This window comes from Streptomyces sp. NBC_00086 (assembly GCF_026343255.1).
In the GTDB taxonomy this organism is placed as follows: Bacteria; Actinomycetota; Actinomycetes; order Streptomycetales; family Streptomycetaceae; genus Streptomyces.
The window spans coordinates 5,080,890-5,103,519 of sequence record NZ_JAPELZ010000001.1; the positions used below are offsets into that span (position 1 = coordinate 5,080,890).

16 protein-coding genes are annotated in these 22,630 nt (G+C 73.2%); 7 read left to right on the forward strand and 9 right to left on the reverse strand.

The annotated features are described in order from the left end of the window. Window positions 1-53 precede the first annotated feature (53 nt). On the reverse strand, window positions 54-1,583 hold the full coding sequence (locus OG276_RS22880; RefSeq protein ID WP_266908245.1) for an LCP family protein: 1,530 nt from the start codon (window positions 1,581-1,583) through the stop codon (window positions 54-56). Between the two features lie 141 nt (window positions 1,584-1,724). Here OG276_RS22880 and OG276_RS22885 point away from each other — a divergent pair, with 141 nt between their 5' ends. Continuing rightward, on the forward strand, window positions 1,725-2,765 hold the full coding sequence (locus OG276_RS22885; protein ID WP_266908247.1) for a glycosyltransferase family 2 protein: 1,041 nt from the start codon (window positions 1,725-1,727) through the stop codon (window positions 2,763-2,765). A gap of 84 nt (window positions 2,766-2,849) precedes the next feature. Here the strand turns inward: OG276_RS22885 and OG276_RS22890 are convergent, their stop codons facing one another. The 4 genes from OG276_RS22890 to OG276_RS22905 form a co-directional block, all read right to left on the reverse strand. After that, window positions 2,850-4,529: an LCP family protein gene (locus OG276_RS22890; protein WP_266908249.1), complete on the reverse strand. Its 1,680-nt coding sequence runs from the start codon at window positions 4,527-4,529 to the stop codon at window positions 2,850-2,852. Between the two features lie 101 nt (window positions 4,530-4,630). Beyond that, window positions 4,631-6,364 (reverse strand): LCP family protein, encoded by a 1,734-nt coding sequence (locus OG276_RS22895; protein WP_266908251.1) that lies wholly within the window; start codon window positions 6,362-6,364, stop codon window positions 4,631-4,633. Between the two features lie 222 nt (window positions 6,365-6,586). Beyond that, window positions 6,587-7,828, reverse strand: coding sequence for an LCP family protein (locus tag OG276_RS22900; RefSeq protein ID WP_266908253.1), 1,242 nt, complete (start codon window positions 7,826-7,828; stop codon window positions 6,587-6,589). A 179-nt stretch (window positions 7,829-8,007) separates the two neighbouring features. Further along, window positions 8,008-8,757: a TIGR03089 family protein gene (locus OG276_RS22905; protein ID WP_266908255.1), complete on the reverse strand. Its 750-nt coding sequence runs from the start codon at window positions 8,755-8,757 to the stop codon at window positions 8,008-8,010. 150 nt (window positions 8,758-8,907) lie between these two features. On the opposite strand from OG276_RS22905, the gene OG276_RS22910 reads away from it, so the two are divergent. After that, window positions 8,908-10,338: a peptidoglycan recognition protein gene (locus OG276_RS22910; RefSeq protein ID WP_266908257.1), complete on the forward strand. Its 1,431-nt coding sequence runs from the start codon at window positions 8,908-8,910 to the stop codon at window positions 10,336-10,338. 544 nt (window positions 10,339-10,882) lie between these two features. Beyond that, entirely contained in the window at window positions 10,883-11,992 is a 1,110-nt protein-coding gene (locus tag OG276_RS22915) for a DNA-3-methyladenine glycosylase (RefSeq protein WP_266908259.1), read from the forward strand. A gap of 22 nt (window positions 11,993-12,014) precedes the next feature. Here OG276_RS22915 and OG276_RS22920 read toward each other — a convergent pair whose 3' ends face one another. The 3 genes from OG276_RS22920 to OG276_RS22930 all read right to left on the reverse strand — a co-directional run bounded on the left by OG276_RS22920 (window position 12,015) and on the right by OG276_RS22930 (window position 14,850). Further along, window positions 12,015-13,319 (reverse strand): coenzyme F420-0:L-glutamate ligase, encoded by a 1,305-nt coding sequence (locus OG276_RS22920; RefSeq protein ID WP_266908261.1) that lies wholly within the window; start codon window positions 13,317-13,319, stop codon window positions 12,015-12,017. Next, complete coding sequence (gene cofD, locus OG276_RS22925) at window positions 13,316-14,275, reverse strand: 2-phospho-L-lactate transferase (protein WP_266908263.1); 960 nt, start codon at window positions 14,273-14,275, stop codon at window positions 13,316-13,318. The genes OG276_RS22920 and cofD overlap by 4 nt, the downstream gene beginning before the upstream one ends. An 83-nt stretch (window positions 14,276-14,358) precedes the next feature. Then, window positions 14,359-14,850 carry a cysteine dioxygenase family protein gene (locus OG276_RS22930; protein ID WP_266913036.1) on the reverse strand — a complete coding sequence of 164 codons (492 nt, stop codon included), beginning with the start codon at window positions 14,848-14,850 and terminating at the stop codon, window positions 14,359-14,361. Window positions 14,851-15,575: 725 nt separating this feature from the next. Between OG276_RS22930 and OG276_RS22935 the strand changes: the two genes are divergently transcribed. From OG276_RS22935 to OG276_RS22945, 3 genes are all read left to right on the forward strand, one after another. After that, window positions 15,576-15,839, forward strand: a complete 264-nt coding sequence (locus OG276_RS22935) for a WhiB family transcriptional regulator (RefSeq protein ID WP_112450237.1) — start codon at window positions 15,576-15,578, stop codon at window positions 15,837-15,839. Window positions 15,840-16,185: 346 nt separating this feature from the next. Beyond that, window positions 16,186-19,860 carry a glycosyltransferase family 2 protein gene (locus OG276_RS22940; protein ID WP_266908265.1) on the forward strand — a complete coding sequence of 1,225 codons (3,675 nt, stop codon included), beginning with the start codon at window positions 16,186-16,188 and terminating at the stop codon, window positions 19,858-19,860. Then, on the forward strand, window positions 19,857-21,347 hold the full coding sequence (locus OG276_RS22945; RefSeq protein ID WP_266908267.1) for a DUF5719 family protein: 1,491 nt from the start codon (window positions 19,857-19,859) through the stop codon (window positions 21,345-21,347). The genes OG276_RS22940 and OG276_RS22945 overlap by 4 nt, the downstream gene beginning before the upstream one ends. 284 nt (window positions 21,348-21,631) lie before the next feature. Here OG276_RS22945 and OG276_RS22950 read toward each other — a convergent pair whose 3' ends face one another. Beyond that, entirely contained in the window at window positions 21,632-22,015 is a 384-nt protein-coding gene (locus tag OG276_RS22950) for a metallopeptidase family protein (RefSeq protein WP_266913038.1), read from the reverse strand. A 225-nt stretch (window positions 22,016-22,240) separates the two neighbouring features. Between OG276_RS22950 and OG276_RS22955 the strand changes: the two genes are divergently transcribed. Then, window positions 22,241-22,615 (forward strand): DUF3499 domain-containing protein, encoded by a 375-nt coding sequence (locus OG276_RS22955; RefSeq protein ID WP_266908269.1) that lies wholly within the window; start codon window positions 22,241-22,243, stop codon window positions 22,613-22,615. Window positions 22,616-22,630 lie beyond the last annotated feature (15 nt).

Here is a 22,630-nt window from a genome sequence, read left to right on the forward strand (position 1 = left end):
CCGTACCGGCTCCGGTGGCCCGTAGCGGCTCCGGTGGCCCCTAGCGGCTCCGGTCAGGAGCCGCCGCAGACCACCTGGTCACCGGTGACCACACCGAACTCGCCCTGGTACGGATCCTCCGCGCGCACCGCCACCACCTTGCGGTAGTCGGCGCCCGCGATCACCACGACGGTCCGCCCCTGCCCCCGCACGGCCCGCATCTCACTGCCGGGCAGCGCGGTGGACACCGTACGGGCCGACCGGTCCCAGCGCGGGTCGTACGTGATCACCGTGCGCTTGACGTCCCGGCTCGCGCCGTTGCCCGGAGCCCGGGTGGTGTCGAAGCCGGTGGCGCGCAGCGCCGAGTCCACCCGGGTGCCCAGCCCGTCGATCCGGGTGCCGTTCTCCACCTGGACCCGGACCTGCCCCGGGGGCACGTCCACCGGCACCGCGGGCTGCCGCCGCACCGGCTTGCCGGCGGCGGGGGCCGCGGGCGGGGCCATCGGCCGGTCCTCGCGCAGCGCCTGGAAGAGCTTCGCGGCCTTCCCCTCGTCCCATTTCACGGTGGAGCCGATGCCCTTGACCGGGAAGGAGGGGTTGCCGACGGGCACGGAGGCGAACTCCGAGGAGGACGGGGTGAAATCGCGCATCGCCTGCCCGAGCGCCAGCATCTGCTCCGAGCCGAAGCCCTTGTCGGCCCGGACCGAGCTCAGCAGGGTGGAGCTGACCTGCTTGAACTTCACGGGGTTGAGCAGCACCCCGCCCCCGGTGGCCTGCTTGATCAGGGCGGCGATGAACCGCTGCTGACGCTGCATCCGGCCCAGGTCCGAGGCCCCGTCGACATGGCGCGAGCGCACGTACTGCAGGGCCTGGCCGCCGCTGAGCCGGTGGGTGCCGGGGAGCAGGTCGAGGCCCGTGTTGGGGTCGTGCATGGTCTTGGCGGTGCAGATCTCCACGCCGCCCATGGCGTCGACCGTCTTCATGAAGCTGGTGAAGTCGACCTCCAGGTAGTGGTCGATCTTCACGCGGGTCATGTTCTCGACGGTGCGCACGGTCAGCTGGGGCCCGCCCTCGGCGTAGGCGGCGTTGAGCTTCACGGGGTGGGCCCCGTGCGGTTTGCCGCTGGAGCCGTCCACGTGCTCGGGCAGCTCCACGAAGCTGTCGCGGGGGAGGCTGACCACACTGGCCCGTGCCCGGTCCGCCGAGAGGTGGACCAGCATGACGGTGTCGGTGCAGTGGCAGGGCGCGCCGCCCAGGCGGTACTCGCGCTTCTCCTCGGCGGTGATCTTGTCGCGGCCGTCGGTGCCGACGAGCAGGAAGTTCACCCCGTGCCCGGCCTGCGGGCGGTTCTTCATGTCCTTGAAGGGGTCCACGCGCTGGATCCCGGTGTCCAGCCCGGTCATCACGGCGTGCCCGAGGGCTCCCGAGCCCAGGACGAGCACCGACAGCCCCGCCGCGAGCCGGACCCCCCAGCGGGGTCTGTCCGCCGGCCGCTTCCCGCCCGCCCGGGGCCCGGCCGGACCGCCTGGCCGCGGCGCGCGCTGCGACGGCCGGGCGGACCGGGCGGGCAGGGCGGGTCGGGTGGGACGGTGCGGCTGGGGCACGGGGGACACCTCGCACGTTCGGCAGATTCGTCAGAACAGTAGGTCCATACGATCAGCCGCTGTCCGTACTGCTCATCCGGCGCGCACCGGGTTCCCCCGTACGCGGTAACGTGACACCGATACCCGACCTTGAAGGACCACATGCCCGCCCAGCAGCCCGCAGTCTCGGTGATCATGCCGGTACTCGACGAGGAGCGCCATCTGCGCGACTCGGTCCACCACATCCTCGGACAGGAGTACGGGGGTGAAATGGAAGTGGTGATCGCCCTCGGTCCGTCCAAGGACCGGACCGACGAGATCGCCGCCGAGCTGGTTCGGGAAACCGCGTCCAACGAACGCGCCCGGGTCCAGACCGTCCCGAACCCCACCGGCCGCACCCCCGCCGCCCTCAACGCGGCCATCCAGGCCTCGCGCCACCCGATCGTCGTCCGCGTGGACGGCCACGGCATGCTCTCCCCGAACTACATCGCCACCGCGGTCCGCCTCCTGGAGGAGACCGGCGCGCAGAACGTCGGCGGCATCATGCACGCCGAGGGCGAGAACGCCTGGGAGGACGCCGTCGCCGCCGCGATGACCTCGCGCATCGGCGTCGGCAACGCCGCCTTCCACACCGGTGGCAAGGCCGGCCCCGCCGACACCGTCTACCTCGGCGTGTTCCGGCGGGAGGCCCTGGAGGCCGCCGGCGGGTACAACGTGGAGTTCATCCGCGCCCAGGACTGGGAGCTGAACTTCCGCATCCGCGAGGCCGGCGGGCTGATCTGGTTCTCGCCGGAGCTGAAGGTCCAGTACCGGCCGCGGCCCTCCGTACGGGCACTCGCCAAGCAGTACAAGGACTACGGGCGCTGGCGCCACGTGGTGGCCCGCTACCACTCGGGCTCCATCAACCTGCGCTACCTCGCCCCGCCGGCCGCCGTCTGCGCGATCGCCGCAGGGCTGGTCGTCGGAGCGGCCGTCACCCCGTGGGCCTTCGTCATCCCGGCGGGCTACCTCGCGGCGATCACCGCCGGCTCCGTACCGGCCGGCAAGGGGCTGTCGCTGAAGGCGCGGCTGCGGATCCCCGTCGCCCTGGCGACCATGCACATGTGCTGGGGCTACGGCTTCCTGACCAGCCCGCGCTCGCTCGCCGCCAAGGTCATCGCGAGCCGCCGCCCGTCGGTGAGCCGGGACGCCGCCGAGCTCTGAGCCCCGTACAACACGAAAGGGGTGACCCGGTCCGACGAGGACCGGGTCACCCCTTTCGGCGTTCGGGGGTGTCGGCCCCTCAGCTCACCACTGGTACGGCTTGTAGATGTCCATGCAGCTGGTGTCCGTTCCATTGAGCACGTCCGCGGACTCGGGGACGTCTCCGGCCTGGGGCGGCGCCTGCTGCGGGTAGACGTTGCCCTCGCGCCAGTCCGCGCCCACCAGGACCGTGATCTTGGTTGCCGCGGCCGACTTCTGCACGGAGGTGACGGGGATCCCGAGGGCCGTGGCCACGGCCTGCGCGTCGCCGGCCTGGGCGTCCGTGGCGTAGCGGACGACCGTCGCCTTCTCCGGGGTCAGCGCACCGTCCGGCTTGGCCAGCGCGAACCCCTTGGAGACCAGCTGGCCGGCGATGGCCGTGGCCCGCTTGGACACCGCCTGTGCCCCGCTGCCCGTTCCGTTGACCACCTTTACGGCGAGCTTCGCGGGGTTGGAGGACGGCGGCGCGGAGGACGGCTGCGGGGTCGGCTCGGTGGAGGGAACGGGCGATCCGCTCCCGGTCGGCGCCGGTTCGCCGTTCTTGTCCATGGCGACGTCCGTGCGCAGCAGGTCCCACACCTTCGGGGCGTCCGTGGGGTTGAGGATCAGCCGGTCCTTGTCGCTCGGCGCCTGGAGCACCGGGATCGTGGTCGACGTGATGCGGTTGACCGGCACGTCCTTGAGCAGCAGGGCGAGGTCGAGGAGCTTCTTGACCGTCCCGATCTCCTCCGACACCTGCAGTGCCTTCGTCGCCGCCTCCGCCAGGCCGGTGAGGCGGGGGAGGTCGGTGAAGGCGTTCTGGCTCTTGAGGCCGCGCATCATCGAGTTCATGTACATGTGCTGCGCCTTGGCGCGGCCCATGTCGCTGTAGAAGGAGTGCCGGGTGCGCAGCCACTGGAGCGCCTGCTCGCCCTGGACCCTGGTGGTGCCCGCCTTCAGCTTGAGGCCGGAACCGCCCGTCCCCGAACCGGGCTTCGACTGGTCGAAGACGTTCTGGTTGACGCAGACGTCGACGCCGCCGATCGCGTCGGCCATGCTCACGACACCGACGAAGTCGATCATCATCCAGTGGTCGATGTAGACGTTGGTCATCTTCTCCCAGGTGGCCAGGGTGCAGCCGGGCCCCCCGTTCGCGAGACTCTCGTTGATCATCGTCCTGGTGGCTTTGTACTTCGTGCCCGTCTTGGGATCGGTGCACTCCGGGATGTCCACGATGGTGTCGCGCGGCACGGAGGTGACCGAGGCGTTCTTCCGGTCGGCGGATATGTGGATCAGCATCTGCACGTCGGCCCGCGCGGGGTCGCCGATCTTGTCCCAGCCCCCGCCGAGCTTCGCGTTCTCCTCGTCCCGGACGTCCGAGCCGAGCATCAGGATGTTGATCGGACGCCGGCCCGCGGCGTCGGCCTCGGACTTGGCGACCCCGCTGTCACCGCTCATGCGCTGGCCGCTGCGGATGTTGCCGTTGAGGTGGCGGTAGTAGAGGTAACCGGCCGCCGCCGTCCCGAGTATGAGCAGCGCCACGATGGAGGCCGCCCAGCGCAGTGCGCGGCGCCGTCCCCGCCGGGCCGGGCGCTTGCCGCCGCCCGCGCCCCCGCCGCCGCGGCGGCCGGAGCCCGACCTCGGCGCCGGTACGGCACTGGTGGCCGTCGGACGGGTGCCGGCGGCGGATATGCCGTCGCCGGCCCGGCCCGGCGCCCCCTCCCCATGCACGCTGCTGTGCCTCACGCGTCCCCCATCACGATCATTCTGTGTCGGTATTGTGCCGGTCCGATGTGTTCCGGCACGTCATTTCGTGACCGCGGAGGGCCGGTCGGCCCGCCTGTCGGTCACTTGGCGCAGACGGCCTTGTCCGCCTCGACCCGCTGGACGCCTTCCGGCGCCTGCTGCGGCGCCGTCATGGAGACCCCCGCCCCCTTGAAGTCCGCGCCGAGCGTCAACTTCATCGGCGTCTTGGGCGCGGCGTCGGCCGTGCCCACCTTCAGTGCCGTCGCCGGCAGCCCCATCATGTCCGCCAACGCCCTGGCCTGATCGGCCTGGTTGGGCGCGTACTCCAGCTGCGTGGCATCCACCTTGGCGGGTGCGTTGCCCAGGTTGCTGGACTTGAGCACCCCCTTGGTGTTCTGCAGCCAGTTGAGCGTGCCGGACGCGGATCCGGCCGGGCCGCCGCCGTTGAGGACGTCCACCCGGACGTCCTTGGCCGCCGCGCGGGGGCCCTGCATCAGGGCGTCCAGCTGGGCCTTCGCGTCCGATGCCGCGGCGTCCTTCGCGGCCTGTTCCTTCTTCTCGACCTCGGTGAGGGAGACGTCCCCGCGGATCATCTGCAACAGCGGTTCGGCCTGCGTCTGGTTGACCACCACGGTGGCCTTCACCTTTTCCGCCGGATTGTCGAGCACCGGAAGCGTGGTGAAGGTGATGTTCTTGAGGTCGATGTTCTTCAACTCGCCCGCAAGATCAGTGAGTTTTCCGATCGACCCTATGCCCGAATCCACGCTCAGCGACTTCGTGGCGGCTTCCGCGAGGGAGAGGAACTTCTTCGGACTCGTCAGCGTTTCCTTGGACTTCATCTCGCGCATCATCGAACCGAGGAACTGCTGCTGGGTCTTGATGCGGTCCAGGTCGCTCTCGTTGCCGAAGGCGTGCCGGGTCCGTACGAAGGCCAGTGCCTGCTCGCCCTGCAGCCGGTGCTCGCCCGCCGTCAGCTTGAGCTTGGAGTCCTTGTCGTTGACGTCCTTGGCCACGCAGACCGGCACCCCGCCGACCGCCGTGCTCAGGTTCTTCACCGCGTTGAAGTCGGCCATCATGAAGTGGTCGATCTGGATCCCGGTGAGCTCCTTGACCGTGCGCATCGTGCAGCCCGGGTCGCGGCCCGCCTGCCCGAGGCTGGTGTTGAAGCGGGCCCCGCGCTCGGCGGGGATGTCCTTCGTCGAGCCGTCCGGCTGCTTCGTGGGGCAGACCGGCACGTTGGTGATCAGGTCGCGGGGGATGGACAGCGCCGTGGCGTTGGAGCGGTCCTTCGAGACGTGGAAGAGGATCGTCGTATCGGCGTGGCCGACGCTGCCGGCGTCCCCGTACCCCTCGTTGCCCGCACCGCTGCGCTTGTCCGTGCCGATGACCAGGATGTTGATCGGCTGGTCCTTCCTGAACCCGCCGCTCGTGCCCGCGTCGCCGACGTCGGTGACCACGATGTTGCCGTTCAGGTGCTCGTAATAGAGGTACCCCGCCACCGAGGCGCCGATCAGCAGCACCGCCAGGGTGCCGCCCGTGATGGTCAGGGCCCGTTTGCGGCCCCCACCGCCGACTTTGCGCGAACGCCCGCCGCGGCGGCCGCCGGGAGGGGGAGCGCCACCGCGGCGCGGTCCGGGGACCGCGGGGGACGGGGCGGCGGGGGAGCGGGGAGGAACGGGGGCCCTGCGGGGCGCCGCGCGGGGGACGGACCGCTGCGAGGGTGCTTGCGCAGCGGAATCTTCCAGTCGCAGCTCGTAGTTGCCGGTGCGGGGGTTGAGTACCCACTGGTCTGCGGGGTCGATCTCGTCGGCCCGTCCACGGCTTTGCGCATCCACGGTTTGCTCGAATCCTCCGTCGGTGCTTCGCGACGCGCCTCCCCCGGGCGCACGGTCAACGATCCGGCTGCTGGCACACGGCCTCTGTGCTGGCCGGGCGCCGGATCGCTCACCTTATCCGGACAGGTTCGCCGCAAACCATGCTGGTGATGAATTCCACGCACTTACAACGGGGCAATCGCCTCAACAAGCTCGGCCCGGACACCGGCTTTTGGGATTGCTTTACCGGCAGTCGGCCACGCCGGCCGTGGTACCGGTGAACGTGGGGACGGGGGTGGAGGGCTCCGCGGTTCCCGGGCGGCCCGTTTCGGCGCGCGCCTCGTCGTCGGCCGCCGCCTCCTCCCGCTCCGCGTCCGGCCGGGAGACCGGAGCGGGCGCGGCCTTGGCCTTGGCCGCGGGCGGGGCGATGGTGAGCGGCTGGTCCGCCCGCAGCCGCTGGAAGAGCTGGGTGGCGTCCGGCTGGCGCAGTTCGTCCCGGTTCGCGTCGGCGAAGTACGGCCTGCGCGGCACCGTGAGGAACTTGATCTGGTCGGTCGGGATGTCGCGTACGCCCCGGACCAGTTCGTACAGCCCCCGCAGCGAGGCCAGCCCCGGGTCGGTGGTCACCGAGGAGGTCGCCGCGTCCAGCAGCGGGTACAGCCGCGCCGGATTGAGCAGCACCCCGTTGCTCTGCACCTTCTTGACGAGCGACCCGAGGAACGCCTGCTGGCGCTCCATCCGCTCGGTGTCGCTGCCGTTGCCCAGGCTGTGGCGGGCCCGTACGAAGCCCAGCGCCTGCTCGCCCTGCAGGGTCTGGCGGCCCGCCGGCAGCTTCAGCTTGGCCTCGGTGTCGTCCACCGGCCGCTTCAGGCAGACCTCCACCCCGCCGATGGCGTCCACCATCTTCTTGAAGCCGTTGAAGTCCAGCACCATGTGGTGATCCACCCGGATCCCGGTCATGGCCTCGACCGTACGGATCGTGCAGGCGGTCCCGCCCCACTCGAAGGCCCAGTTGAACTGGGCGAACTGCTCCCTGGTGCGGTTGCCGTCAGGCTTCAGGCACGCGGGTATCTCCGTCATCAGGTCCCGCGGTATCGACACCATCGTCGCGCTCTTCCGGTCCGCCGGCAGGTGCAGCAGGATCGTGGTGTCCGAGCGCTGCGTGCCCTCGTCCTGCCCGTACGGGGCGTTGCCCGCGCCGCTGCGCGAGTCCGAGCCGATCAGCAGGATGTTCTGGGCGCCGCCCGCCAGGTGGGCCGGGCGCTCCTTGTCGTAGCGCCGCAGCTCGGCGGCGGCGGAGGTGTCCTCGGAGATGTTCCCGTCGAGCTTGGAGTAGATCCACCAGCCCGTGCCCGCCCCGACGACGACCAGCAGGCCGGTCCCGAGCCCGATCCAGCGCAGCAGCCGGCGCCGCCTGCGGCCGTTCGGAGGCTTCTCGCCCCCGGCCGCATCGGTGCCGCCCGGTATGCCCGCGCTGTCCCTCACTCGCGTTCCGTCCCCTCACCCGAACCGGTACGGGCCGTACGGGTGAGTACGGCCTGTGCCGATCCTGCCCCCGGGGGCTGGATGCGGCCCGGGGGCGCGGCCCTGTATAGGGCCATGTGGGTGACAAATCGGTCAGATCCGGCGTTGGGCGGTGTGGGTGACGGCGGGGCCGCGCCGGATCAGGCCGTGTGGGTGACCCGCTCGCTCTCGATCCGCTGGGCCAGCGCGCCGTCCGCCAGCCCCTCGGCATTGCGGCACAGCACCACGGAGCCGCCCGTGGCCAGCGCCGCGTAGAGCCCGGCCGAGAGACCCTCCCAGCTGTCGTAGCCCTGGCGGGACAGCACCCGAGCCCCCTCGCCGAAGCCGAGCTTCACCGCGTCCTCGCGGGCCCGCTCGCAGATCCCCGCGTACGAGAGCTCCTCGCCGCCGACCACCAGCCCCGGGCCGTCCGCGTCCACCGGCTGGAAGGGCGCGAAGCGGTCGCCCTGCCCCGGCACCTCCACGGCGTAGTCGGCGAACCCGGCCGGCGGCTGCGGGAAGCGTCCGCCCAGCGGCCGCAGCGCGAGCGCCACCCGCTCGCCCGAGCACGCGGCGGCCTCCTCCAGGGTGTCCGGCCCGCTCACCACCAGATCGGCGCCGGCCGGATCCCCGCCGACCTCGGCGACGACCCCGACGGAGGCGCAGGCGAGCAGCCACACGGCGCTCTGCCAGTGCGCGGGGAGCAGCAGGGCGAGCCGGTCGCCGGGCTCGGCGCCCAGGTCGCCCTGGAGCAGATTGGCGGTCTTGGCCACCCAATTGGCGAAGGTGGCGACGGACAATTCGACGCGCTCGCCCGTGGCGTCGTCGTAGAAGGTGACGAGCGGGCGGCCGGGATCGGCGGCGAGCGCGGATCGCAGCAGGTCGGCAGGGGTGCGGTCAGTGGCGTTCACGGACCAGAGCCTACGCGGGGCGGCCCGCCCCCCTCCTCCGTACGGCCGCAGCACGATCCCCCGTACGGAGGAGGGGTATCACCGCCGGGGCCGGACGGTACGTCAGTTCTCGGATGGCGCGGGCCCGCGGCAGTCCCCAGCATCCTTTCCATGCGTGCATTCCTTGCTTCCTCCATCGGCGTCGCGACGGCTGCCGCACTGGCCCTGCCGCTCGCGCTCTCCTCCACGGCCCTCGCCCACCCGGCGGCGACGCAGCCATCGGCCCGGGCGGACTCGGCAGCCCCCGCGGCCCCAGCCGGATCCACCCAGTCCCTGCCGCTCGTCCCCGTGGGACCCGCGGCGGACCGAACCCCCGGCGTCCCCGGCATGAGCACCTCGCCCCGGCTGCCCGAGACGCGCGGCCTGTCGGCGCGCGAGGTCAAGACCTTCTCCCTGGTCGGCGTCGTCTGGGACGACGCGAGCACCCACCTCGACGGCCGCGTCCAGGTCCGCACCCGCTCGGTGGCCACCTCGGACTGGTCCGAATGGCAGGACGTCGACACCCACAACAGCGAACACGCCGCCGACCCCGACACGGTCGAACGCGGCTCCGGCCGGGTCCGCGGCAGCACCGCCCCCCTGTGGGTCGGACAGTCCGACGGCATCGAGGTCCGCGTCCAGGCGGAACCGGGCGGCCGCGTGGTGAGCAGCGGGCTCCCGACGGGCATGCGCATCGAACTGGTGGACCCGGGAGACACGACCCGCCCCCAGTCGGACGCGAAGAACGGCAACGCGGGAGAAGCCTCGCCCGTCGTCGACGACGACGACAAGGGGGAGCTGGCCCTCCTCCCCGGCATGACCATGGAGATGGCGGAGTCCTCCTCCGCCAACGTGCCGATGGCCCCCCTGGGAGCCCAGGAGATCCCCGCCCTCAACAAGGCCGACTCCACCGCCGACGCGGTCCTCGTCGACGAGGCGCTCGCGGCCGCCCCGTACATCGGCCCGCGCCCGAAGATCGTCACCCGGCTGGGATGGGGCGCGGACGAGAGCCTGCGCGAGAAGGGCTTCGTCTACACGAACACGGTCAAGGCCGCCTTCGTCCACCACACGGCCTCGGGCAACAACTACGCCTGCAAGGACGCCCCGGCCGTCCTGCGCAGCCTGTACCGCTACCACGTGGTCAGCAGCGGCTGGCGCGACATCGGCTACAACTTCGCCGTCGACAAGTGCGGCACCGTCTACGAGGGCCGGGCGGGCGGAGTCGCCAAGGCGGTGCTCGGCGCGCACACCATGGGCTTCAACACGGACAGCATGGGCGTGGCGGTCATCGGCACCTTCGCCTCCACGGCGCCCCCCAAGGCGGCGGTCGACGCGGTGGCCCGCCTCACGGCCTGGAAGCTGGGCCTCTTCGGAGCGGACCCCCGCGCGAAGACCACCCTCCGCTCGGGCGGCGGCAACCTCTACGCCAAGGGCAGCAACGTCCGCCTGAACGTCATCTCGGGCCACCGCGACGGCTTCGCCACGGAATGCCCCGGCCGCCACCTCTACACCCAACTCCCCCCCACCCGAACCGCCTCGGCCAAACTCCAGGGCCGCCCCTGATCCCTTCTCAACACGCCGCGCACCTTTCTGACGCGTCCCTCGCACGGTCCGGCCCTGGCGGGCCTCCCCGGCTTCGGCCCGCTGCGCCGGACTCCGTCCGGCGGTGGCCGGACGGGGCTTCCGCCACTGCCGTCGCGGCGTGGGGCCGGTGGGCGGGTGTGGCTGGCTTGGCCCTGCGGGGCGAGTTCCCCTACCCGCCCTTCGCCCGTTCCCCGGGCTCGGCCCGGACCCTTGCCGCGTGCGGCGCCGTTGCCGGGGGCCAGCCCCCGGAACCCCCGCTCCTCAAACGCCGGAGGGGCTGGAATTGCCCTGCGGGCAATCCAGCCCCTCCGGCGTTTGAGGAGCGGGGTCTGGGGCGGAGCCCCAGGGGGTCCGGGCGCAGCCCGGGACCCCTTCCAGCCCGTCCGGTGTTAGAGGACCGGTGTCCAGGCGGCGCCCGGGGACACACTCAGCCTCGCCGGCGTTTGAGGCGCGGGTCCGGGCGGCGCCCGGGGAACGGTGGAAGGGCGGGTAGGGGACGGCCCCGCAGGGCTACGCTCAAGGCATGGCCGGCCGCTACGACCCACTCACCCGCACCGCGATCCGCGGCGGCCGCACCACCGTGCCCGACCCCACCCCGGCGGCGCCCCAGGGCACGGACGGCCCGGGCACCAGCCCGAGCGACGGCCCGGCCCCGGGCCCGCGCACCAGCCAAGCCCCCGGCTCAGCCCCCCGCACAGCCCCCCGCCCAGGAACCCGCACCTGGACCCCACCCGGCCCGGTGGACCTGGGCCTCATCCTCGGCCCCCTCAGACGCGGCCCCGCCGACCCCACCTTCCGGGCCACCGCGGGAGCGGTCTGGCGGGCCAGCCGCACCCCCGCCGGCCCGGCCACGCTCCGTGTCGCGCGGGACGGGACCGAGGTGACCGCCACCGCCTGGGGCCCCGGCGCCGACTGGATCCTCGACGGCCTGCCCGAGCTGCTCGGCTCCGCCGACGACCCGGCCGCCTTCGTCCCCCGCCACCGCCTCGTGCACGCCAGCCACCGCCGTCGCCCGGGCCTGCGCCTGACCCGCACCGGCCTGGTCCTGGAGTCCCTGATCCCGACGGTCCTGGAACAGAAGGTCACCGCCGACGAGGCGTACCGCGCCTGGCGCCGCCTCGTACGCCAGTACGGCGAACCGGCTCCGGGCCCGGGCCCGGACGGAGGCGGCCGCGGCGCCGGCAGCACCCTCTACGTCATGCCCGACCCCCGCACCTGGACCCTCATCCCCTCCTGGGACTGGCACAAGGCCGGAGTCGACTCCAAGCGCTCGGCCACCATCGTCCGCGTGGCCCGCCACGCCGCCCGCCTCGAAGAGGCCACCGCCATGGACCTGCCGGCGGCCACCGCCCGGCTGGAGGCGATCCCCGGCATCGGCCCGTGGACCTCCACCGAAACCCTCCAGCGCAGCAACGGCGCCGCCGACGCCGTCACCACCGGCGACCTCCACCTGCCCGGCATCATCGGCTACGCCCTGGCCGGGGACCGGGACGCCGACGACGCCGCCATGCTGGAGCTCCTCGCCCCCTACGCCGGCCAGCGCCACCGCGCGGCCCGGCTCGTCCTCCTGGCCGGCGCCGCCCCGCCCCGCCGGGCCCCGCGGATGCCCCGGAGCGACATCGGCAAGCTCTAAGTGCCGATCGGCCCCCGCAGGGTCACCGCACCTCGATGAACTCCTCCGCAGCCCGCCCCGCCCGCTCCGCCGGAGCGACCGCGGCGTGGCCCACGGCCACCGCCCCCATCGGATCCCAGTCCTCCGGAAGCCCGAGCACCTTGCGCACCAAGTCCCGGCAGAACATCGTCGAGGACACCCACGCGGAGCCCAGCCGCTCCCCGGCCAGCGCGACCAGGAAGTTCTGCACGCCCGCGCCCATCGCGACGACGAACATCTCCCGCTCCGCCGCGTCCCGCCGGGCGTGCCCGTAGTCGTGCGCGCCGTCGGTGACCAGGCAGGGCACCACCAGGTACGGCGCGGCCCGCAGGACGTCGCCCCGCCGGACCCGCTTCGCGATGGACTCCTCGGACTTCCCGTCCCGCCGCAGGTCATCGATCCAGGCGTCCCGCATCGCGTCCAGCAGCTCCAGCCGCGCACCCGCCGATTCCAGCAGGACGAACCGCCACGGCGTCGTGTGGTGCGGGGCCGGTGCCGTGACGGCGGCCGCCACCGCGCGGCGCACCGCGCCCGGGTCCACCGGCTCGGACGTGAAGGCCCGTACGGTACGCCGCTGCGTCACGGCTTCCCGTACCGCCTCCGAGGTGCCCAGCCGGAACATGTCGTCGGCCGGCGAGCGCACCAGGTCGGCCGCCGAGGACCCCTCGCCCAGTACGTGCGCCAGCCCGCGCACCACCGCCACCGGAAGGCCCTCGGCCTTGCCCTTGACCAGGTCGCCGGCGGCGGCCAGCTCATCGGCGGTCGCGACGACCGTCGCGCTCAGCGGGTTCCCGTGGGCGTCGGTGCCGCCGCGCAGGTCGTCCAGGACCCGTACGCCGGCCGAGCCGATCGCCACGTCGGTGAGCCCGGTGCGCCACGGCCGCCCGAAGGTGTCCGTCACGATCACGCCCACGTCCACGGAGAGCAGCTCCCGCAGGCCCGTCCGGATCGCGGCGGCCGAGGCGTCGGGGTCCTCGGGCAGCAGCAGGACGGTGCCGGCCTCGGTGTTCGAGGCGTCGACCCCGGCCGCCGCCATGACCAGCCCCTGCCGGTTCTCCACGATCCGCAGGGTCCCGCGGCGCGCGACGACCCGTACGGTCTCGGCGTCGATCGCCTCCTCGCGCGAATCGGCGCGGACGATCCGGCCCTCCGCCTTGGAGACGATCTTCGAGGTGACGAGCAGGACGTCGCCGTCCCACAGCTCCGGCCCGGCGGCGGCGATCAGCGCCGCCAGGTCGTCCCCGGGCCGCACCTCGGGGATCCCGCCGAGGGCCCGGACCTCGTACGAGGGCACGTGCGGGGCGGTCACCGGGAGGCCTCCGCCAGTTCCAGCGCGGCCCGCGCCATCTCCGCGGTGGCGGCCAGGTCGGTCATCATCAGCGGGACCGCCCGGCAGGTGATGCCGGCGGCCTCCACCGCAGCGACGGAGTCCGCGTCGGCGGTGTCGACGAGCCAGCCGTCGAGCAGCTCGGTGCCGTAGTGCAGGGCGACGGCCGAGGCGGTGGACTCGACGCCCACGGCGGCGAGCACCTTGTCGGCCATCCCGCGCACGGGGGCGCCCCCGACGATGGGGGAGAGGCCCACCACGGGGGCCGCGGCGGCGGCCACGGCCTCGCGGATGCCGGGTACGGCGAGGATGGTCCCCACCGACACCACGGGGTTGGACGGCGGGAAGAGGATCACGTCGGCGGCCGCGATGGCCTCCAGGACTCCGGGCGCGGGCTTGGCCTGCTCGGCGCCCACGGGGACGACGGCCTCGGCGTCCACCGCGGCACGCATCCGGACCCAGTACTCCTGGAAGTGGATGACCCGGCGCTCGCCGCTCTGGGAGTCGGTGATCGCGACGTGCGTCTCGACGCGGTCGTCGGACATGGGGAGCAGCCGGACGCCGGGCTGCCAGCGGTCGCAGAGGGCTTCGGTGACGGCGCTGAGCGGGTAGCCCGCACCGAGCATCTGCGTACGGACGATGTGGGTGGCGAAGTCGCGGTCACCGAGGCCGAACCAGGTCGGTCCGACCCCGTACGCGGCCAGTTCCTCCTTGACGGTGAAGGACTCGTCGGTGCGGCCCCATCCCTGGTCCTCGTTGATGCCACCGCCGAGGGTGTACATCACGGTGTCCAGATCGGGGCAGACCTTGAGCCCGAACAGGTGAATGTCGTCACCGGTGTTGCCGATGACCGTGATGTCCGCGTCGGGAACGGCGGACTGGAGACCTCGGAGGAAACGGGCGCCGCCGATGCCGCCGGCCAGAACAACAATGCGCATGCCGACAGTCTCTCAGCCGCAGGCCGATCCCCTGAGGGGTGGTGGTCGGGCGACGGGGCGGGACCGTCAGGCGGGCAGACGGCCTAGACGGAGAGGGCCTCGGGCCGGGCCGGAGAGCAGCTGTGCATCGGCATCTCGGTCAGGCCGGGGAAGTACACGTGCAGGCTGACGGCCCCGTCGAGGCTGTCGTTCTGCACCTCGTGGGCGTAGCCGGGGGCGAAGACGCGCTGGGAGCCGGCGCCGAGGGCGAGCGGGCCGCGGGCGGTGTGCTCGGTCAGCTCGCCGTCCAGGACGGTCAGCACGCCGGAGGAGGCGCCGTGGTCGTGCAGGCCGCTGCCCTGGCCGGGGACCCAGCTCAGCAGCCAGACCTCGTAGCCGGGGCCGGTGCGCAGCCGGTGGTACCAGCGGGTCGTGGCGTCGTACCGGACCAGGTGCTCCCACTCGGAGCGGTCGGCGGCGATGGAACGCGCGAGGCCCACGAACTCGGCGACGGTGGCCGGGTGCTCGCGGGCGGGCTGCAGGAGGTGCTGTACGGAGAGGATGTCGCCGGCGATCTGGAGGTCGCTCTCGACCATCGCGGTGGATGCATCGGCGGATGCATCGGTGGTGGGGGTGGTGTTCAGGGTGTTGGTGCTGTTCATCGGGGGGTTCCTCGACGGATGTCAGTCGTGCGGCGGTTGCTGTGGGGGCGAGCTGGAGCTCAGGGGAGCCGGAGCTCCCGAGGCATCAACAGCTGCAACAGCAACAGCGAACCTGGGCAGCGCACAGGAACCCACGAATGGGGGTCCGGGTGGCGGCTGAGGGCGCTGACATGGCTACAAGAAGACCGGGTGGGGGGCCGGACTGTCAACCCAATGTCCGATTTGGTAGAAAAGTTTCACCTCATCCGGTTACCGTGCGCGGAGAAAGGTTTGTGCAGTCAGTGTCAGGGGATGTGGCGCTTCGAGTCGTGCCGCATCCCGCTGTGGCGGCTCTCAAACCCGTAAAGACGTGCGATGTCGTTCTGTGGCTGAAATGTGATCTGCGCCGCTTCTTCGGCTGGATCGGAACCCCACCACAGAGTGACGCGTCGACTACGGGGGAGGGGGTCCCTCGGATAGCGCCTGTGGCATGTGTCACGATTTTTGGCGATTTGAACACTTTCTGCATAGGCTTGGTTCCGCAGAGTGAATAAGGGGCCCAATAGCAGATCTCGGCTTGACTGCGCTGGAGCCCCGCACTTGTAATTTCACTCGTGTCGTTACGTAGCGATGAGTGACGGCATGACCACGGGGACGCACAGACAGAGCGAGGGGCGCACATGACCGAGCTGGTTCAGGAACTGCTGGTCGAGGAGGCGGACGAAGAGCTCGGATGGCAGGAGCGAGCTCTCTGCGCCCAGACCGACCCCGAGTCCTTCTTTCCCGAGAAGGGCGGCTCGACCCGCGAGGCCAAGAAGGTCTGCCTCGCCTGCGAAGTCCGCTCGGAATGCCTTGAGTACGCCCTCGCCAACGACGAGCGATTCGGCATCTGGGGCGGACTGTCCGAGCGCGAGCGGCGACGCCTGAAGAAGGCCGCCGTCTGAAGCGCCCTCGGCGCGCACCGAACGGCGCCCACGGCAGGGCCCGCGGCACGGCCCGCGGCACGGCCCACGACATATCCGGCGACATATCCAGCGGCACGCCCGACGGCATAGCCGCCTGTGCATCCGGCCTCACGCACGGCAGCGGCCGCAGTGCACACATCGGTACAAAACGCAGTACAGCGAACGGCACGAACAGCACGGCACCGAGCAGAGCAAACGGTCCGCCTCCTGCACCTTCCCCGCAGGAGGCGGACCGCTGTGTTCCCAGCCGTTAGTGTGGGGCGCTGTCCAGCAGCCTCCGAGGGCACAACACCCCCGGACCCCCGGCCGGAGGGCCCGTACCGCGATGTCCCTGCACAGCCAGTCGAGCGCCTCCCACCAGGCTGCCGCCGCACCAGAGTTCCCCCGGCACGTCGTCACCGCGGTCCTCGTCGCCCATGACGGCTCCCGCTGGCTGCCCCGGACCCTCGCCGGTCTCCTCGGCCAGGAACGCCCCGCCCAGAGCCACATCGCCGCCGACACCGGCAGCGCCGACGAATCCGCGCGCCTGCTCGGCGAGGCCCTCGGCGAGGACCGGGTCCTGCACCTCGCCCGCCGCACCGGCTTCGGCGCGGCCGTCGACGAAGCCGCCCGCACCGCCGGCACCCTGACCCCCGAGGAACTCCCGTACCTCAAGCGCCCCTCCGGCTGGGATCCCGTCAGCCGCACCTGGCGCGACGACACGTACGACCTCCCCGACCTGCCCCACGGCGAACCCGTCCAGTGGCTCTGGCTGCTCCACGACGACTGCGCACCCGAGCCCGACGCCCTCGCCGAACTGCTGCGCGTCGCCGACGAGAACCCCGAAGCCGCCGTCATCGGCCCCAAACTGCGCGGCTGGTACGACAAGAAGCAGCTCCTCGAAGTCGGCGTCACCATCGCCCGCAGCGGCCGCCGCTGGACCGGCCTCGACCGGCGCGAACAGGACCAGGGCCAGCACGACCAGGTCCAGCCCGTCCTGTCCGTGTCCAGCGCCGGCATGCTGATCCGCCGCGACGTCTACGACGCCCTCGGCGGCTTCGACCGCCGCCTGCCCCTCATGCGCGACGACGTCGACCTGTGCTGGCGCGTCCAGAGCGCCGGCCACACCGTCCTCATCGCCCCCGACGCCGTACTGCGGCACGCCGAGGCCTCCGCCCGCGAACGCCGCACCGTCGACTGCGTCGGCCGCTCCGCCGCCAGCCCGCACCGCGTCGACAAGGCCGGCGCCGTCTACACGCTGCTGGCCAACAGCCCCGGCCGCGCCCTCCCGTACGTCATGCTGCGCATCCTCTTCGGCACCGTCCTGCGCACCCTCGCCTACCTCGTCGGCAAGGCCCCCGGACAGGCCGTCGACGAGATCACCGGCCTCCTCGCCACCCTGCTCCGCCCCGGCCGGATCCTCGGAGCCCGCCGCCGCAGAGGTCGCGCCGCCGTCTCCGCCAAGGAACTGCGCCCCCTCTTCCCGCCGCCCGGCGCCAGCCTGCGCGCCAACGCCGAACAGCTCGCCGGCTACTTCGGCGCCGACGGCGACACCGAGACCAGCGCCGCCGGCCGGCACGGCGGAGCCGTCGAATCGGGACCCGGCGGAGACGACGCCGACTACCTGGACATCGAACAGTTCGCGCGCCTCAAGCGGATCGCCCGCAAGCCCGCGCCCGTCCTCTTCGGCCTCCTCCTGCTCGTCTCCCTGATCGCCTGCCGCTCCCTCCTCGGCAGCGGCTCCCTGATGGGCGGAGCCCTGCTCCCCGCCCCCGACGGCGGACTCGACCTCTGGCGCGTCTACGCCGACGGCTGGCAGCCCGTCGGCACCGGCACCACCGCCGGAGCACCGCCCTACCTCGCCGTCCTCGGCGCCCTCTCCACCCTGCTCCTCGGCTCCACCGACGCCGCCCTGACCCTGCTGCTCGTCTGCTCGGTCCCGCTCGCCGGCCTCACCGCCTACTTCGCCTCCCGGCCGCTGGTGGAATCCCGGCTGCTGCGCGCCTGGGCGGCCATCGCCTACGCCTTCCTCCCCGCCGTCACCGGAGCCCTCGCCGGCGGCCGCCTCGGCACCGCAGTCCTCGCGATCCTGCTCCCGCTCATCGCCCGCTCCGCCGTCGCCGCCTTCGGCTTCGGCGAGGGCGAGGGCAGCTGGCGCTCCGCCTGGACCCACACCCTCCTGCTGACCCTGGCCACCGCCTTCACCCCCGTCGTCTGGCCGCTCGCCGCCGTCCTCGGAGCCGCCGCGCTGGTCCTGCGCCGCGCGCACTGGAAGACGTACGGCCCCCGCCTCCTCGCGACGCTCGGCGTCCCGCTCCTCGTGCTCGCCCCCTGGTCGCTGAGCCTGTTCACCCACCCCGCGCGCTTCCTGCGCGAGGCCGGACTGCCCTACGGCGCCGGCTCGGCCACCGCACTGGACCTGCTCGGCATCAGCCCCGGCGGCCCCCGCACCGCCGGCGGCCTGATCCTCCTCGGCGTCGTCCTCGCCGCCCTGGCCGCCCTGCTGCGCGCCGACCGGCAGTTCGCCGTACGCGCCGCCTGGGTCACCGCGCTCGCCGCGCTGGTCCTTGCCGTCCTCGTCAACCGCACCGCCTGGGCCGGCCCCGCCACCCTCGTCTACGGCCTCGCCCTGCTGGCCGCCGCCGTCATCGGCGCCGACGGGGCCAAGGAGCGCGTCGCCGCCCGCAGCTTCGGCTGGCGCCAGCCCCTCGCCGCCCTGATCGCGCTCGCCGCCGCCGTCGGCCCGCTCGTCGGCGCGGCCGGCTGGATGCTCAGCGGAGCCGCCGGGCCGCTGGAGCGCCGCGACCCCGTCCAGGTCCCCGCCTTCGTCGCCGAAGAGAGCGGAACCCGCGACCAGGCCCGCACCCTCGTCATCGGCGCGGACTCCCCGGCCGCCCTCTCCTACAGCCTGGTCCGCGGCTCCGGCGGCCGCCTCGGCGACGCCGAACTCGCCGACCGGTCCGGCAGCGACGCCCGCCTCGACAAGGTCGTCTCCAGCCTCGTCGCCGGCTCCGGCGCCGACCAGACCGACCAGCTCGGCGGCTTCGCCATCCGCTACGTCCTCGTCCGCGACGGCGCCCCGCAGGAGATCGGCCGCGTCCTCGACGCCACCCCCGGCCTCAGCCGCCTCAGCAAGCTCGAAGGCAGCGCCCTGTGGCGCCTCGACCGGCAGGTCGCCCGCGCCGTCATCGTCTCCGGCAAGCCCGGCGAGGCACCCATCCCCGTCGCCTCCGGCCCCGTCGAGGCCCGCACCAAGATCCCGGCGGGCGAGGCCGGCCGCGTCCTGCGCATCGCCGACCGGGCCGACGCCGGCTGGCGGGCCACCCTCGACGGCAAGCCGCTCCAGCCCAAGACGCTCGACGGCTGGGCGCAGGGCTTCGAACTCCCCGCCGCCGGCGGCGAGCTCGACCTCGCCCACGAGGACGCCCTCACCCTGACCGCCTGGCACTGGGCCCAGGGCCTGCTCGCCCTGGTGCTCCTGGTCATGGCCCTGCCGGGCCGCCGCGCCCGCCTCGACGACGACCTCCCCGAGGAGGAGGCCGCCGCCGCGGAGGAGCACGGCGAAGGCCGCCGGGCCCGCCGCCTGCGCGAGCAGTCCGAGCCGGAACGCCGGCCCGAGTCCGCCCCCGCCGAGGCGGCCGTCGCGGCCGACCCGTACGCGCAGATCCCCGCGCAGCAGGCGTACGGCGACGACGCGTACGCCTACCAGCAGCCGGCGTACGGAGACCAGGGCGGCTACGCCTACGGCGGCCAGGAGCAGCAGCAGCCCCAGCAGTACGACCAGTACCCGTACGGGCAGCAGCCGCAGCAGCAGCAGCAGTACACCGGCCACCCGGACGCCCAGTACGAGCAGCCGTACCAGCCCGATCAGCCGTACGAGCAGCCGTACCCGCCCTACGGGCAGCAGCCCGCCCCCCACGACGGCTACGAAGCCACCGACGGCTACGACCCCTACGGCCAGCACGACAGCCAGCACGACGGGCAGCACGCCCCGCGTCCGGACGGGAGCCCCCAGCAGTGAAGCAGCGCGTACCCCTCACGCTCGCCGCCGTCACGGCCGCCCTGGCCGCCGTCACCGGCCTCGCCACCCTCACCGCACCGGCCGCCGACGGGGCCTCCACCGCCTCGGCGGGCAAGTCGGCGGCCCGGATGCCGGTCGAGCGGTCCCTGCTGGTGTGCCCCGCGCCCAGCACCTCCGACATCGCCGAGACCCTGTACACGGCGATCACCCCGGGCACGGCCGCCCCCGGAGGCAAGGGCACGGCCCGGCTGCTGGGCGCGACCAAGGAAGCCAAGACCGTCCTGGAACTCAAGGAGCCCGGCAAGCCCGTGCGCGCCCAGGCCTCCGGCGCCGAGGCCCCCGCGCTCAGCGGCGTGGCCGACGGGTTCCTCGCCCCCGGCTGGAGCGCGCAGCAGACCACCGTGGTCTCGGTCGGCCGTACGCGCGGCCTGCTCGGCGTCGGCTGCACCCGGCCCGGCACCGACTTCTGGTTCCCCGGCGTGAGCACCGCCAAGGGCCGCGAGGACTACGTCCACCTCACCAACCCCGACGACACCGCGGCCGTGGTGGACATCAAGATGTTCGGCCCGGACGGCGCGGTCAAGGCCGAAGCGGGCACCAGCGAGAACATCCGCATCGACCCGAAGTCCAGCAAGGCCATCTCCCTGGCCTCCCTCGCCCCCGGCGCACAGCTCGCGGACGTCACCGCCCACGTCACCACCCGCGCGGGCCGGGTCGGGGCCACCGCCCAGGCGGGCGAGGAAGGCGTCGGCTCCGACTGGCTGCCCGCCTCCGTGGACCCGGCGGGCACCCTGGTCCTGCCCGGCATCCCGGCGGACGCCACCTCCGTACGGCTGGTCGCCTTCGCCCCCGGTGACGAGGACGCGGACCTCCAGGTGAAGCTGGCCGGGCCGAACGGCTCGATCAGCCCCGCGGGCAGCGAGCGGCTCCACGTCAAGGCCGGCATGACCGCGAGCCTCGACCTCAAGGACGTCACCCGAGGCGAGGCGGGCTCCCTGGTCCTGTCCCCGGCCGACGCCAAGAAGCCCGTCGTCCCGGTGGTCGCCGCCCTACGGGTGGTCCGCGGCAGCGGAGCCAAGCAGGAGACCGGCTTCATCCAGGCCGCCGCCCCCGTCGGCACGCGGGCCACCGTCGCCGACAACCGCCCCGAGGCGAACGCCACCCTGCTGTCGCTGACGGCCCCGCCCGGAGCCGACGCCAAGGTCAAGGTGACGGCCACGCCCGGCACGGACGGCGGCGAACCCGCCTCCCAGGAGGTCACGGTCAAGGGCGGCACCACGCAGACCCTGACGCTCGCCCCGGCGGGCGGCAAGGGCGCCTACGCCCTCACCGTGGAAACCCTCTCGGGCGGCCCCGTCCACGCGTCCCGCACCCTGACGATCCCCCGCGACGGCATCCCGATGTTCACCACCCAAACCCTCTCGGACGACCACTCCACGGTCTCGGTCCCCAAGGCCACCCAGGACCTCTCGGTCCTGACGCAGTAGGCGGGCATTCCAGCCGCCGGGCGCCCTTCAGCCGTCCGGCGCTTGAGGACCGGGGTCTGGGGCGGAGCCCCAGGGGTTCCGGGCGCAGCCCGACACTCTCAGCCCGTCCGGCGTTTGAGGACCGGGTCCGGGCAGCGCCCGGGGAACGGTGGAAGGGCGGGTAGGGGACAGCCCCGCAGGGCCGCCTCCCAGCACCGCCGACGCGAGGCGGGCCGACGCGAGGCAGGCCGGCGCAGGCGGGCCGGGCCGGGCCGACGCGGGCCTGCCCGGCAAGGGCGGCGACCCTAGTCGGACCCGTACCGCGGATCCACCGTCTCGGGCGACAGCCCCAACAACTCCGCAACCTGCTCCACCACGATCTCGTGCACCAGCATCGCCCGCTCGTCCCGAGACTTCGCCCGAATCTCCACCGGCCGCCGGAACACCACGATCCGGGCCGGCCGCCCGTCCGCGGCCTCCGCCAGCGCCCCCAACGGCACCGCCTCGTCGTTCCACCCGGCCTCCGCCCCCCCGGGCGGCCCAGGCACGTCGCCGATCATGAACTCAACCTCCGCCAGCTGCGGCCACCGTCGCTCCAGCCGCTCCACGGAGTCCCGTACGAGGTCCCCGAAGAGCTCCCCCCGGCTCGCCGACAGCGGTACCTGCGGAGGGGCCACCGGCCCGCGCATCCCGCGGCCGTGCCGGTCGCGCCGCCGCACCCGAGGCTCACCGGAGGGGGACCCGCCGGGCAGGGAGGCGGCAGGGGGCACGGGAGGGGGAGGCAGAGTGCTGTCCGTCACCCCCGCAGCGTAGCCCGCACATCCGCGCCGGGGCGGGGGAGATCGCACGACACGGGGGAGCGGGCGGGGGAGTGTCGTCGCGGCCCGGTCAAGAGTGCGGTACCGTCCAACGTCGTGAGCCTTGTACGTCGCTGTTCGCGCACCGCGTGCGGCCGCCCTGCCGTCGCGACTCTGACGTACGTCTACGCCGATTCGACCGCAGTTCTCGGCCCGCTCGCCACCTACGCCGAACCCCACTGCTACGACCTCTGCGCCGAGCACTCGGAGCGCCTGACCGCCCCGCGCGGCTGGGACGTCGTACGCCTCACCGATGGTTCGGCGCCCTCGCGCCCCACTGGTGACGACCTCGAAGCCCTCGCCAACGCCGTGCGCGAGGCGGCCCGTCCGCCGGAGCGCGCGGCCGGGGCCGGCGGCGCTGGTCAGGGCGGTCCCGGCACCGGGGAGACGCGTCGCGGGCACCTGCGCGTCTTGCGCTCGCCGGATTCCTGACATTCAGTTGATCTG